Raw genomic sequence first — 13,837 nt, 5'->3', positions numbered from 1 at the left:
ACCCTGCCATGAGTGAAGAGATCCTGATCAACATCACGCCGATGGAATCGCGCGTGGCGGTGGTTGAAAACGGTGTTCTGCAAGAGGTCCACGTCGAGCGCACGCAAAAGCGCGGGATCGTCGGCAACATCTATAAAGGCAAGGTCGTGCGGGTATTGCCCGGCATGCAGGCGGCCTTCGTCGACATCGGCCTGGACCGCGCCGCGTTCATTCATGCCTCGGAAATCTCCCTGCGCGAAGGCCCTGCGGTCGAGAGCATCAGCGCGCTGGTTCACGAAGGTCAGAGCCTGGTGGTGCAAGTCACCAAGGACCCGATCGGCTCAAAAGGCGCACGGCTGACGACTCAGTTGTCGATTCCATCGCGTTATCTGGTGTACATGCCGCGCACCGCACACGTTGGCATTTCGTTGAAGATCGAAGACGAAGCCGAGCGCGAACGTCTCAAACAAGTGGTCACTGATTGCGTGGCCAAAGAAGGCATTCAAGAGGCGGGTGGCTTCATCCTGCGTACCGCTGCCGAAGGTGCCGGTGCCGATGAAATCCTCATGGACATTCGCTACCTGCGTCGTCTCTGGGATCAGATCAACGAGCAGATCAAAACCATCAGCGCGCCGAGTGTGATCTACGAAGACCTTGGCCTGGCACTGCGAACCTTGCGGGACCTGGTGAGCCCGAAGATCGAGAAGATCCGGATCGACTCCCGGGAAACCTTCCAGAAAACCACGCAGTTCGTCGCCGAGCTGATGCCAGAAATCGCCGATCGTCTTGAGCATTACCCGGGCGAGCGGCCGATCTTCGACCTGTACGGCGTCGAAGACGAAATCCAGAAAGCCCTGGAACGCAAAGTCCCGCTGAAATCCGGCGGTTACCTGGTGGTCGATCCGGCGGAAGCCATGAGCACTATCGACGTCAACACCGGGGCGTTTGTCGGTCATCGCAACCTCGAAGAAACCATTTTCAAGACCAACCTCGAAGCCGCGACCGCCATTGCTCGCCAGCTGCGCCTGCGCAACCTGGGCGGGATCATCATCATCGACTTCATCGACATGGAAGATGAAGAGCACCAGCGTCAGGTGCTGCGCACGCTCGAGAAGCAACTGGAGCGCGATCACGCCAAGACCAATATCATCGGCATCACCGAATTGGGCCTGGTGCAGATGACTCGCAAGCGCACCCGCGAAAGTCTTGAACAAGTACTGTGCGAACCGTGCAGTAGCTGTCAGGGCCGCGGCAAGCTCAAGACACCGGAAACCGTTTGCTACGAGATTTTCCGCGAAATCCTCCGAGAAGCTCGCGCCTATCAGGCCGAAGGCTATCGTGTATTGGCCAACCAGAAAGTGGTCGACCGTTTGCTCGATGAAGAGTCGGGCAATGTCGCCGAGCTCGAAGGTTTTATCGGACGCACCATCCGATTCCAGGTGGAAACCATGTATTCCCAGGAACAATACGACGTGGTGCTGCTCTGAATCGGTATGTTTCAAACCCTGTTAGAACGGCTGGCCTCAGCTTTTTGCAGTATTTTTGCCATGGGAGCCAACTGACATGGAACGTCTGACACGCATTTTGGCCGCACTGACCCGCTGGGGGCTGGGGCTGTGTGCGTTGGTGTTGGTGTTGTTGGCGTTATACGTCAGCCTCGGCCGAGAGCTGACCCCGCTGGTGGCCGAGTACCGTGCCGAAGTCGAAGCCAAAGCCAGCGCTGCCTTGGGTATGCCGCTGAGTATCGGTGAACTGGAAGGTAACTGGAGCGGTTTTGCTCCGATCATGCTGGCTCACGACGTGATGGTTGGCGAGGGCGCCAATGCCTTGCGTCTGGATCAGGTGCGCGCGGTGCCGGATCTTTGGGCCAGTCTGATGGCGCGCGAAGTGCGTATCGCTCACCTGGAACTCAGCGGCCTGAAGATCAGCCTCAAGGAAAGCGAGGACGGTCATTGGGCGCTGGAAGGTTTGCCGGTGCAGCAGGATCAGCCGCTGGATCCTGAGCAATTGCTCAATCGCATGCAGATGGTTCAGCAACTGTCGGTACTCGATAGCCAAGTCACTTTGCAGCCGCTGCAAGAGCAGCCGCTGACCCTGACTTACGTCGGCTTGAATCTGAAAACCGGGGCCTCCCGTCAGCGACTCGACGCCCGTTTGACCCTGCCCGATGGACAACCGGTGGCCCTCAGTCTGCGTACCCGCCTGCGTGCCAGCGAATGGAAAGACGGCGAGGCTGAAGCTTATTTGAGCCTGCCGCAAAGCGACTGGTCGAAATGGTTGCCTGAGCGCCTGACCCAACAATGGAATTTTTCCGAGCTCAAGGCCGGCGGCGAGCTGTGGGTGAACTGGAACAAGGGCGACCTGCAGAGTGCTGCGATTCGCTTGAACGCGCCGCAACTCAAGGGTGCGTACGCCGAGCGCAAGCCGATTCAGATCAACAATCTGGCGCTCAATGGCTATTTCCAGCGCAGTTCCGAAGGCGCCCTGATCACCCTGGATTCGCTGGCCATGAGCCTTGGCGAGACCCGCTGGGAATCGCATCTGCAACTCAAACAAAACGCGGCGACCGACAAGACTGAAGAGCTTTGGCATCTGCAAGCCGACCGTCTCGACCTCACCCCGATCACCCCGATACTGAATGCCTTGGGGCCGCTGCCCGAAGGGATTGCTACGGCCGTCGAGCGACTCAAAGTGACCGGTGGCCTGCGCAATGTGCTGATCGACTTCCGGCCTAATGCCACCGACGACAGCAAGTTCAGCTTTGCCGCCAATCTGGATCGGGTCGGCTTCGATGCCTATCACGGCGCTCCGGCGGCGCGAAATGTCAGTGGCAGCATCAGCGGTGATCTGGGCGGTGGTGAGCTGCGCATGGACAGCAAGGATTTTTCCCTGCACCTGGACCCGATCTTCGCCAAGCCATGGCAGTACATTCAGGCCAATGCCCGGCTGACCTGGAAACTCGATAAAGAAGCCTTCACCTTGATCGCGCCGTACCTGAAGGTGCTGGGCGAGGAGGGCAAGATTGCTGGCGACTTCCTGATCCGCCTGCATTTCGACCATACCCAGGAAGACTACATGGACCTGCGGGTCGGTCTGGTGGACGGCGACGGTCGTTACACCGCCAAGTACTTGCCGACAATGCTCAGCCCGGGGCTGGACGAGTGGCTGCGTACGGCGATTCTCAAAGGTGCGGTGGACGAAGGCTTCTTCCAGTACCAGGGTTCGCTGAACCATGGGGCCGACGAGACTGCGCGCAGCATCAGCCTGTTCTTCAAGGTTCACGATGCCGAACTGGCCTTCCAGCCAGGCTGGCCACATGTCAGTAATGTCACCGGTGACGTGTTTGTTGAAGACAGCGGTGTACGGATCCTGGCCAGCAAGGGTCAACTGCTCAATACCCAAGTCAGCGACATTTACGTCAATATTCCCCATGTGCCAGCGGGGCAAAGCGTCCATCTGTTCCTTGACGGCGGATTCGCCGGCGGGTTGGGCGATGGCTTGAAGATTCTCCAGGAAGCGCCGATCGGCACCGCAGCCACCTTTGCCGGTTGGGAAGGCGAGGGCGATCTGCGGGGCAAACTGAAACTGGACATTCCATTGGTCAAAGGCGAGCAGCCCACGATCCTCGTCGACTTCAATGCCGCCAAGGCTCGTCTGAAACTGGCCGAGCCCACGCTGGAGCTGACTCAACTCAAGGGCGATTTCCGTTTCGACAGCACCAAGGGGTTGAGCGGGCAAAACATCACCGCGCGCGCCTTTGATAAACCGGTTACCGCACAGATTTTCGCCGATGGCGGCCCCGGCAACCTCAAGACTCGCGTCGTTGGCTCCGGCCTGGTCGAGGTCAAGAAACTGACTGACTGGCTGAATGTTACTCAGCAGTTGCCAGTGTCCGGTGTGATCCCTTATCAGCTGCAACTGAACCTTTATGGGGCCGACAGTCAATTGATGGTCAGCTCCAACCTCAAGGGTGTAGAAATCGATTTGCCGGCACCGTTCGGCATGGCGGCCGACGTTGGCCGCGACACCACGTTCCGCATGACCCTGCAGGGGCCCGAGCGGCGCTACTGGGTCAACTACGGTGAGCTGGCGAACTTCACGTTTGCGGCGCCGCCCGGTAACTTTGCCGACGGTCGTGGCGAGTTGTTCCTGGGGGGCGGCAATGCCGTGCTACCCGGCGCCAAAGGCCTGCGGGTGCGCGGTGTGCTGTCGGAACTGGATGTCGGCCCCTGGAAGGACCTGGTAGACAAGTACGCCGGCCAGGATCCGGGCGGTAACGCCAAACAGTTGCTCAGCAGCGCGGACCTCCAGGTCGGCAAACTCAGCGGTGTCGGCACCACGCTCGATCAGGCGTCGGTGCAGTTGAACCGCAAACCTGCCGCGTGGGCCTTGCAACTCGACAGTCAGCAGGTCAAGGGCAATGCCAGCATCCCCGATGCGAAAGCCGCTCCGATTGCGATCAATCTGCAATACGTGCGTTTGCCGGCGCCAGACCCGACGGTCCTGGCCGACGAAAACTCGCCGGATCCGCTGGCCTCGGTGGATCCGACGAAGATCCCGGCACTGGATATCACCATCAATCAGCTGTTCCAGGGCAAGGACCTCGTCGGGGCCTGGTATCTGAAAGTCCGTCCGACCGCCAAGGGCATTGCGCTTAATATGCTGGATCTGGGCCTCAAGGGCATTCTCCTGCAGGGCAGCGGCGGTTGGGAAGGTGTGCCCGGTTCCAGCAGCAGTTGGTACAAGGGCCGGGTCAGCGGCAAGAATCTCGCCGATGTACTGAAGGGCTGGGGCTTTGCGCCGAGTGTCACCAGTGAAAATTTTCATATGGATGTTGATGGTCGCTGGCCGGGTTCTCCGGCTTGGCTGGCCAGCAAGCGGTTCTCCGGCACCCTTGATGCGTCGCTCAATAAAGGCCAGTTTGTTGAAGTCGAGGGCAGCGCCCAGGCCCTGCGGGTATTTGGCCTGCTCAACTTCAACTCCATCGGTCGCCGTCTGCGTCTGGACTTCTCTGACTTGTTTGGCAAAGGCCTGAGTTATGACCGAGTCAAGGGTTTGTTGGTCGCGACCAACGGCGTTTACGTGACCAAGGAGCCGATCCAGATGACCGGCCCGTCGAGCAATGTTGAGCTCAACGGCACTCTGAACCTGGTGGGTGACCAGATCGATGCCAAGTTGCTGGTGACGTTGCCTGTGACCAACAACCTGCCGATTGCCGCGCTGATCGTCGGCGCGCCGGCTATTGGCGGCGCGCTGTTCCTGATCGATAAGCTGATCGGTGACCGTGTGGCGCGTTACGCCAGCGTCCAATACACCGTCAAGGGGCCGTGGAAAGAGCCGAAAATCACCTTCGACAAACCTTTTTGACAACGCCACGCCTCAGGTCGATGGAGTAGCATGGCCGCAAGTCCCCTGTATATGTTGATTCCAGATCAGGAAAAGGCCATGTCTTTTGCGGTAATTCAAATGGTCAGCCAGAGCGATGTGCTGGTCAATCTGGCCCAGGCCCGTCGGCTGCTTGAGCAAGCGGCAGCCGGTGGCGCGCAGCTGGCTGTGCTTCCAGAAAACTTCGCCGCCATGGGCCGTCGCGACATCGCCGACATCGGCCGCGCCGAGGCGTTGGGCGAAGGCCCGATCCTGCCATGGTTGAAACAGACCGCCCGCGACCTCAAGTTATGGATAGTGGCCGGCACGTTGCCATTGCCACCGGTGGATCAGCCGACGGCCAAAGTGCATGCCTGCTCGCTGCTGGTGGATGACCACGGCGAAACCGTTGCACGGTATGACAAGTTGCACCTCTTCGACGTTGATGTGGCGGACAATCGCGGGCGTTATCGCGAATCCGATGACTATGCTTATGGCAGTGGGGTCGTTGTGGCGGACACGCCCGTCGGTCGAGTCGGATTGACGGTGTGTTACGACCTGCGCTTCCCGGAGCTGTACAGTGAATTACGCGCTGCCGGTGCCGAGTTGATTACCGCGCCGTCGGCCTTTACCGCGGTGACCGGTGCGGCGCATTGGGAGGTGTTGATTCGCGCGCGGGCCATCGAAACCCAATGTTATGTGCTCGCGGCTGCCCAGGGTGGGACGCATCCGGGGCCGCGAGAAACCTTTGGCCATGCCGCGATTATCGACCCGTGGGGACGTGTGCTGGCGCAACAGGATCAAGGCGAGGCCGTGCTGTTGGCCGAACGCGATAGCAGCGAACAGGCGTCCATCAGGGCGCGGATGCCAGTGTCCAGTCACCGGCGTTTTTTCTCGCAGGGCGCACAGCGACCTGCCTCAGAACGATGAATTTAAGGCGTAAAGCATATGAGCGAGTTGTTGTCCTCAGTCAGTGAACACCTCCTGGCGCCCGGCGGCGTAACAATCGAGAGCCTGCAAGGTGTGCTCGGCGATCTGGCCGGCCCGGGCATCGATGCCGCCGACCTGTATTTCCAGGGGCAGATTTCCGAGTCCTGGGCGCTGGAGGACGGGATCGTCAAGGAAGGCAGCTTCAATCTCGACCAAGGTGTCGGCGTGCGAGCGCAATCGGGTGAGAAAACCGGTTTTGCCTACAGCAATGCCATTACCCTTGAAGCCCTCGGCGCCGCGGCCCGTGCTGCACGCTCGATCTCTCGTGCCGGTCAGAACGGCACGGTGCAAGCCTTCACGACTCAGGATGTCGCCCAGTTATACGGGCCGGACAACCCGTTGGAAGTGATGACCCGTGCCGAGAAGGTCGAACTGCTCAAGCGTATCGACGTCGCGACTCGCGCCCTCGACCCGCGTATTCAGCAAGTCACCGTGAGCATGGCCGGCGTCTGGGAACGAATCCTCGTGGCCTCCACTGACGGCGGCCTGGCCGCCGATGTACGGCCGCTGGTACGTTTTAACGTCAGCGTGATCGTCGAGCAGAATGGTCGCCGTGAGCGTGGCGGTCATGGCGGTGGCGGTCGTACCGATTACCGTTATTTCCTCAGCGATGACCGCGCCATGAGCTACGCCCGTGAAGCGCTGCGTCAGGCGTTGGTGAATCTGGAAGCCATTCCTGCGCCGGCCGGTACGTTGCCGGTGGTATTGGGTTCCGGCTGGTCCGGCGTGCTGCTGCACGAAGCGGTCGGCCACGGTCTGGAAGGCGACTTCAACCGCAAGGGCAGTTCGGCCTACAGCGGGCGCATGGGCGAGATGGTTGCGTCCAAGCTTTGCACCATCGTCGATGATGGCACGCTGGCCGGTCGTCGCGGTTCCCTGAGCGTCGATGATGAAGGCACCCCGACCGAGTGCACGACACTGATTGAAAACGGCGTACTCAAAGGCTATATGCAGGACAAACTCAACGCCCGTCTGATGGGCGTGGCCCGTACCGGTAACGGTCGTCGCGAATCCTACGCGCACCTGCCAATGCCGCGCATGACCAACACCTACATGCTGGCGGGCGAAAGCGATCCGGCAGAAATCATCGCCTCGGTGAAACGCGGCATCTACTGCGCCAACCTCGGCGGCGGTCAGGTGGACATCACCAGTGGCAAGTTCGTGTTCTCCACCAGCGAGGCGTACCTGATCGAAGACGGCAAGATTACGGCCCCGGTCAAAGGCGCGACGTTGATTGGCAACGGGCCGGAAGCCATGAGCAAGGTGTCGATGGTCGGTAATGATCTGGCACTGGATAGCGGCGTGGGGACGTGTGGCAAGGATGGGCAATCGGTGCCGGTGGGTGTCGGCCAGCCAACGCTGAAAATCGATGCGATCACTGTGGGTGGCACAGGATCTTGAGGGATGGAGCTTCGGGTGAACCGCGTAGCGACTCACCCGATTCGAGATTTAACGCAAACCGCGTTGAGTCTCGTCCAGCTCACGGATGTACTTGAAGATTTTACGGCTCGATGCCGGTGGCTTATTTGTCGCCAGTTCGTGCTGGGCCTGACGGATCAGGGAGCGCAATTGTTGGCGATCAGCCTCCGGGAAGTCGACCACGAACTTCTCCAGGACCGCATCGTCGCCCGCGATCAAGCGATCGCGCCAGCGTTCCAGGCCATGGAAACGTTCGTTGTACTGCCGAGTGGAGGCATCGAGTTGATCGAGCAGCGTCAGAATGGCGTCAGTGTCCTGATCGCGCATCAGTTTGCCGATGAACATAAGGTGCCGTTTACGCGCGATATTCGCGGTGTGCTTGGGCGCATCAGCCAGTGCCCGGCGCATAGCGTCGGTCAACGGCAGTTTTGCCAGCAAGTCAGGCTTGAGCGTTGTAAGGCGCTCGCCGAGGTCAACCAGAGCATGAAGCTCGCGTTTAACCTGGGATTTGCTTTTTTCTCCCGTATCGAGGGAGTCGTCGTAAGAATCAACCATGGTGGCCGTCCGCAAAGAAACGCCGCCATGATAACCAGTCGGGGGCCGCTTGTCCGGCCCGGTCGCTCGAAGGCCCTAGCCGAAAGCAGAATTTGAGTGGAGAACAGCATGAGTGCAGTTGAAAGCGTCGGCCCACAAGCGTTGCCGGCACTGCAAGAACAAGTCGAGCAGATCATCGCTGAAGCCAAGCGCCAGGGCGCCAGTGCCTGTGAAGTCGCGGTGTCTCTGGAGCAGGGCCTTTCCACCTCCGTGCGTCAGCGTGAAGTCGAAACCGTCGAATTCAACCGCGATCAGGGTTTCGGCATCACCTTGTACGTTGGTCAGCGCAAGGGCTCGGCCAGCACGTCCGCCAGCGGTCCGGAGGCGATTCGCGAAACCGTCGCCGCCGCGCTGGCCATCGCCAAGCACACGTCTGAAGACGAAGCTTCGGGCCTGGCGGACGCTGCGCTGATGGCCAAGGATCTGCAGGATTTCGACCTGTTCCACGAATGGGACATTACCCCGGAACAAGCCATCGAGCAGGCCCTGGCCTGTGAAGCGGCGGCGTTTGCCACCGACAGCCGGATCAAGAACGCCGATGGCACCACCCTCAGCACCCATCAGGGCTGCCGTGTCTACGGTAACAGCCACGGTTTTATCGGCAGTTACGCGTCGACCCGGCACAGCTTGAGCTGCGTGATGATCGCCGAGGCCGACGGCCAGATGCAGCGCGATTACTGGTACGACGTGAACCGCCAGGGCAACTTGCTGGCCGACCCGGTGAGCATCGGCCAGCGTGCCGCGCAACGGGCGGCGAGCCGTCTGGGCGCGCGTCCGGTGCCGACCTGCGAAGTGCCGGTGCTGTTTTCCGCGGAACTGGCCGGTGGTTTGTTCGGCAGTTTCCTCTCGGCGATTTCCGGCGGCAGCCTGTATCGCAAATCCTCGTTCCTTGAGGGCACGCTGGGGCAGAAACTGTTCCCGGAATGGCTGACCATCGATGAGCGCCCGCACCTGATGCGCGCGCTGGGCAGTTCGGCGTTCGATGGCGATGGTCTGGCCACTTACGCCAAACCATTCGTCGAAAAAGGCGAGTTGGTCTCATACATTCTCGGCACATACTCCGGCCGTAAGCTCGGGATGCCGAGCACCGCCAACGCTGGTGGTGTGCACAACCTGTTTGTCACCCATGGTGACGAAGACCAGGCAGCCTTGCTACGCCGCATGGGTCGCGGCCTGCTGGTGACTGAATTGATGGGACAGGGCCTGAACATGGTCACTGGCGATTACTCCCGCGGCGCGGCGGGGTACTGGGTCGAGAATGGCGAAATCCAGTTTGCGGTCCAGGAAGTGACCATCGCCGGCAACATGCGCGACATGTTCAAACAGATCGTTGCGGTCGGTAATGACCTGGAGCTGCGCAGCAACATTCGCACAGGTTCGGTGCTGATCGAGCGGATGACGGTGGCGGGTAGCTAATCCCTTACCGCTAAGCAAAAAAGGCGCGTCACCCATCAGGTGGCGCGCCTTTTTTAATGCGCCATGCACCGTCCCTGTAGGAGCACGGCTTGCCGGCGATGGCGTCCCTGAGCTCGTTCTACAGCGTGATCAATTGGCCTGAAGTCGCTACGCGCTATCAGGCTGCGCTGGTTTAAGACTTCTGCCAAAACCATCCAGGGCTGGCTATGGGCACTGGCTGGTGAGCCTGGCTGAATTGTTGCTGCCCTTGGGGTTGGCGCTGGCGGCCGGGGCAATGTTGCTGGTGGTCACCCATGAAGTCATTCCCGAGTCGCGCCGCAATGGTCACGACAAGCTTGCAAGTCTTGGGCTGCTGATCGGGTTTTGCTTGATGATGGTGATGGATACGGCGTTGGCTTAGCGACTGAACACGAACTTTGTAGCAGCCTTCGGCAGCTGCTATAGGGCGAGTGTTACTCGCCTTCGCCGAAGTAGTCATTGATCAAATTCACCAATGCCTGCAGCGCCTCATCAGCCTGTTCGCCTTCGGTGCTCAGGTAGATTTTGGTGCCCTTGCCCGCAGCGAGCATCATCATTGCCATGATGCTTTTTCCGTCGACCGTGGATTCCGGCGTGCGTCCTACTCTGATCGTGCAATCCTTGAACTCACCGGCGACGCCAACGAATTTTGCAGAAGCGCGGGCATGCAGGCCCAGCTTGTTGATGATTTCAATTTCCAGAGCAGGCATCGCGGTGTGAATCCTTTAGCTGAGGTCGCGGTGGCGAACCTGGACGTTCTTCAGGGATTTTTGCAGGGCCTGGCCCAGACGTTCGGTCAGGTAGACGGAGCGGTGATGGCCGCCGGTGCAGCCAATGGCAATGGTGACATAAGCGCGGTTGCTGGCGGCAAAACGGGGTAGCCATTTTATCAAGTAGGTGGAGATGTCCTGGAACATCTCTTCGACGTCCGGCTGTGCCGCCAGGTAATCGGCAACCGGTTGGTCGAGCCCGGATTGATCGCGCAACTCTGGCTTCCAGTAAGGGTTCGGCAGGCAGCGCACGTCGAACACCAGATCAGCGTCCACTGGCATGCCACGCTTGAAACCGAAAGACTCCACCAGGAACGCCGTACCGGATTCCGGCTGGTTCAGCAGGCGCAGCTTGATGGTATCTCGCAGCTGATACAGGTTCAGGTTGGTGGTGTTTACTTTGAGATCGGCGAGGTCGGCAATCGGCCCGAGCAGCGCGGTCTCATCGTTGATGGCCTCGGCCAGCGAGCGATTGGCATTGCTCAGCGGGTGACGACGGCGGGTTTCCGAGAACCGTTTGAGCAAGGTTTCTTCGTCGGCGTCCAGATAAAGCACATCACACTGGATATGCCGGCTGCGCACTTCTTCCAGCAGTTCGGGAAACCGCGACAAGTGACTCGGCAAGTTACGCGCATCGATCGATACGGCAACCAGCGGTTGCGCCAGCTCAGTGTGGATTAACGCACGTTCGGCCAGTTCCGGCAGCAGACCGGCGGGCAGGTTGTCGATGCAGTAGTAGCCGTTGTCCTCGAGAACATCGAGTGCGGTACTTTTACCTGAGCCGGAGCGGCCACTGACGATGATCAAGCGCATGATTAATGACCGTTTTGCTCGTCCAGGACAACCTGATACAAGGCTTCATTGCTCGAGGCGCTGCGCAGTTTTTCGCGCACTTCCTTGCGGTCGAGCATGCTGGCGATCTGGCGCAGTAACTCCAGGTGCGCATCGGTAGCGGCTTGCGGGACCAGCAGAACGAACAGCAGGTCAACCGGGGCGCCGTCGATGGCGTCGAAATCAATGGGTGCATCAAGGTGCATCAGGGCACTGATGGGCGAGGTGCAGCCCTTCAGGCGGCAATGGGGAATGGCGATGCCGTTGCCAAAACCGGTTGAGCCGAGCTTTTCACGGGCAATCAGAGCCTCGAAGACATCTTGCATCTCCAGATCCGGCACTTCTTTGTGGATAAGGTTGGCAATTTGCTCAAGGGCTTTCTTTTTACTGCCGCCCGGCACGTTCACGAGGGAACGGCCGGGGGTCAGGATGCTTTCAAGTCGGATCATGGGTTGGGAGTGTTAACGACCGGTCGCGCCCTGAAGGAGGCTTTGGGTCTTTTCCTTATGCTTTTTGAGTTGTTTATCCAGCTTGTCGGTCAGTGCGTCGATCGCCGCGTACATATCGGTATGCTCCGCGTTTGCGACCACTTCATTGCCGGGAATATGCAGCGTGGCTTCGATTTTCTGCTTGAGCTTTTCGACCGTCATCGTGACCTGCACGTTGGTGATCTTGTCGAAATGCCTCTCTAATCGTTCGAGTTTTTCGCCGATGTAGGTGCGAAGAGGTTCGGTCACTTCCAGTTGGTGTCCACTGATGTTGACTTGCATACAGCTTCTCCTTCGTTGCCAGTGCATAAAGCGGCAGGCAGAAATGCCTGCCACTGGAACGCTGTGGCGTGGCTCTACATCAACCGCTTGCGTTCGCTCGAAGGCGCGATCCCGAGGGATTCGCGGTACTTGGCGACGGTGCGGCGAGCCACCTGAATGCCTTGTGCCTCCAGTAAACCAGCGATCTTGCTGTCACTCAACGGCTTTTTCTGATTTTCCGCGGCAACCAGTTTTTTGATGATCGCGCGGATCGCCGTGGATGAGCATTCACCGCCCTCGGAGGTGCTGACGTGGCTGGAAAAAAAGTATTTCAGTTCATATATGCCCCGTGGGGTATGCATGAATTTCTGCGTGGTCACCCGTGAAATCGTCGACTCGTGCATGCCCACCGCTTCAGCGATGTCATGCAGGACCAGCGGTTTCATGGCTTCGTCGCCGTATTCAAGAAAACCACGCTGATGCTCGACGATCTGAGTGGCTACTTTCATCAGGGTTTCGTTGCGGCTTTGCAGGCTCTTGATGAACCAGCGAGCCTCTTGCAACTGATTGCGCATGAAGGTGTTGTCGGCGCTGGTGTCGGCGCGGCGCACGAAACCGGCGTATTGAGCGTTGACCCGCAGTCGTGGCACGGATTCCTGGTTCAGCTCCACCAGCCAGCGCTCGTTGTCCTTGCGTACGATCACATCGGGAACGACGTATTCGGCTTCGCTGGACTCGATTTGCGAGCCTGGGCGCGGGTTGAGGCTCTGCACCAGTTCAATCACCTGGCGCAGTTCGTCTTCCTTGAGCTTCATGCGGCGCATCAGTTGGCTGTAATCGCGGCTGCCGAGCAGGTCGATGTAATCGGTGACCAGGCGTTTGGCCTCGACCAGCCAAGGCGTCTTGGCGGGTAACTGGCGCAATTGCAGCAGCAGGCATTCGCCCAGGTTGCGGGCGCCGATGCCAGCGGGTTCGAATTGCTGGATGCGGTGCAGGACGGCTTCGATTTCGTCCAGTTCGATGTCCAGTTCCGGGTCGAAGGCTTCGAGAATCTCCTCGAGGGTTTCGTCCAGGTAGCCCTGATTGTTGATGCAGTCGATCAGGGTCACGGCGATCAGGCGATCGGTGTCGGACATCGGGGCCAGGTTCAGTTGCCACAGCAGGTGGCTTTGCAGGCTTTCGCCGGCCGATGTCCGGGTGGTGAAGTCCCACTCGTCGTCATCGTTGCTTGGCAGGCTGCTGGCGCTGGTCTGGTAGACGTCTTCCCACGCGGTATCGACGGGCAGTTCGTTGGGGATGCGCTCGTTCCAGTCGCCTTCCTCGAGGTTATCAACCGTCGGGGCGGTTTCCTGGTAGGAGGGTTCCTGAATGTCGGCGTTAGGTTGCTGTTCGGCTTTGTCGGCCAAGGGGTCGGCGTTATCGAAGTCGTCGCCTTCTTCCTGGCGTTCGAGCATCGGATTGGACTCCAGGGCCTCCTGGATTTCCTGTTGCAGGTCCAGGGTCGACAATTGGAGCAGGCGGATGGCCTGTTGCAGCTGCGGTGTCATCGTCAGCTGCTGGCCCATTCTCAAGACTAGCGATGGTTTCATGGCAGGGGCTTAACACCTTATTCGCCGGCGCACATGCGCCATCCACTACAGGGCGCCGGAGCGCCAAACATAAGCAAATTATATGCCCGAAACTGCAGCGTTTGCCTAGAGCGCTGTA

The 13,837-nt window shown here is 59.5% G+C and carries 11 protein-coding genes and 1 pseudogene; 6 read left to right on the top strand and 6 right to left on the bottom strand.

Annotated elements, in window-relative coordinates; all coding sequences use genetic code 11:
- Nucleotides 1–8: 8 nt before the first annotated feature.
- From rng to tldD, 4 genes are all read left to right on the top strand, one after another.
- Nucleotides 9–1,466: a ribonuclease G gene (gene rng, locus DFS28_RS14820; protein ID WP_033058026.1), complete on the top strand. Its 1,458-nt coding sequence runs from the start codon at nucleotides 9–11 to the stop codon at nucleotides 1,464–1,466.
- Between the two features lie 76 nt (nucleotides 1,467–1,542).
- Nucleotides 1,543–5,346: a YhdP family protein gene (locus DFS28_RS14815; protein WP_111450410.1), complete on the top strand. Its 3,804-nt coding sequence runs from the start codon at nucleotides 1,543–1,545 to the stop codon at nucleotides 5,344–5,346.
- A gap of 78 nt (nucleotides 5,347–5,424) precedes the next feature.
- The gene (locus tag DFS28_RS14810; protein ID WP_111450510.1) at nucleotides 5,425–6,273 is read left to right on the top strand and encodes a carbon-nitrogen hydrolase family protein; all 849 of its coding nucleotides are present in this window, start codon (nucleotides 5,425–5,427) and stop codon (nucleotides 6,271–6,273) included.
- 18 nt (nucleotides 6,274–6,291) lie between these two features.
- Complete coding sequence (gene tldD, locus DFS28_RS14805; protein ID WP_008148876.1) at nucleotides 6,292–7,734, top strand: metalloprotease TldD; 1,443 nt, start codon at nucleotides 6,292–6,294, stop codon at nucleotides 7,732–7,734.
- A gap of 48 nt (nucleotides 7,735–7,782) precedes the next feature.
- Here the strand turns inward: tldD and yjgA are convergent, their stop codons facing one another.
- Nucleotides 7,783–8,307: a ribosome biogenesis factor YjgA gene (gene yjgA / locus DFS28_RS14800; protein WP_074873785.1), complete on the bottom strand. Its 525-nt coding sequence runs from the start codon at nucleotides 8,305–8,307 to the stop codon at nucleotides 7,783–7,785.
- Nucleotides 8,308–8,415: 108 nt separating this feature from the next.
- On the opposite strand from yjgA, the gene pmbA reads away from it, so the two are divergent.
- The gene (gene pmbA / locus DFS28_RS14795) at nucleotides 8,416–9,762 is read left to right on the top strand and encodes a metalloprotease PmbA (protein ID WP_111450409.1); all 1,347 of its coding nucleotides are present in this window, start codon (nucleotides 8,416–8,418) and stop codon (nucleotides 9,760–9,762) included.
- Nucleotides 9,763–9,976: 214 nt separating this feature from the next.
- A pseudogene (locus DFS28_RS14790) lies at nucleotides 9,977–10,162 on the top strand (ZIP family metal transporter); the annotation flags it as partial.
- 52 nt (nucleotides 10,163–10,214) lie between these two features.
- Here the strand turns inward: DFS28_RS14790 and DFS28_RS14785 are convergent.
- The 5 genes from DFS28_RS14785 to DFS28_RS14765 all read right to left on the bottom strand — a co-directional run bounded on the left by DFS28_RS14785 (nucleotide 10,215) and on the right by DFS28_RS14765 (nucleotide 13,719).
- Nucleotides 10,215–10,490: an HPr family phosphocarrier protein gene (locus DFS28_RS14785; protein ID WP_111450408.1), complete on the bottom strand. Its 276-nt coding sequence runs from the start codon at nucleotides 10,488–10,490 to the stop codon at nucleotides 10,215–10,217.
- 15 nt (nucleotides 10,491–10,505) lie between these two features.
- A complete protein-coding gene (gene rapZ, locus DFS28_RS14780) occupies nucleotides 10,506–11,363 on the bottom strand; it encodes an RNase adapter RapZ (RefSeq protein WP_111450407.1) in 858 nt (285 codons plus the stop codon).
- Between the two features lie 2 nt (nucleotides 11,364–11,365).
- Nucleotides 11,366–11,830 (bottom strand): PTS IIA-like nitrogen regulatory protein PtsN, encoded by a 465-nt coding sequence (ptsN, locus tag DFS28_RS14775; protein ID WP_111450406.1) that lies wholly within the window; start codon nucleotides 11,828–11,830, stop codon nucleotides 11,366–11,368.
- Between the two features lie 12 nt (nucleotides 11,831–11,842).
- Nucleotides 11,843–12,151: a ribosome hibernation-promoting factor, HPF/YfiA family gene (hpf, locus tag DFS28_RS14770; RefSeq protein WP_007941242.1), complete on the bottom strand. Its 309-nt coding sequence runs from the start codon at nucleotides 12,149–12,151 to the stop codon at nucleotides 11,843–11,845.
- Nucleotides 12,152–12,225: 74 nt separating this feature from the next.
- Complete coding sequence (locus DFS28_RS14765) at nucleotides 12,226–13,719, bottom strand: RNA polymerase factor sigma-54 (RefSeq protein ID WP_033053633.1); 1,494 nt, start codon at nucleotides 13,717–13,719, stop codon at nucleotides 12,226–12,228.
- Nucleotides 13,720–13,837: the final 118 nt, after the last annotated feature.

Source organism: Pseudomonas sp. 478, assembly GCF_003254125.1.
Classification (GTDB): domain Bacteria; phylum Pseudomonadota; class Gammaproteobacteria; order Pseudomonadales; family Pseudomonadaceae; genus Aquipseudomonas.
The sequence above is the reverse complement of the archived record's forward strand: the minus strand, read 5'-3'. Positions and strand labels throughout refer to the sequence as shown.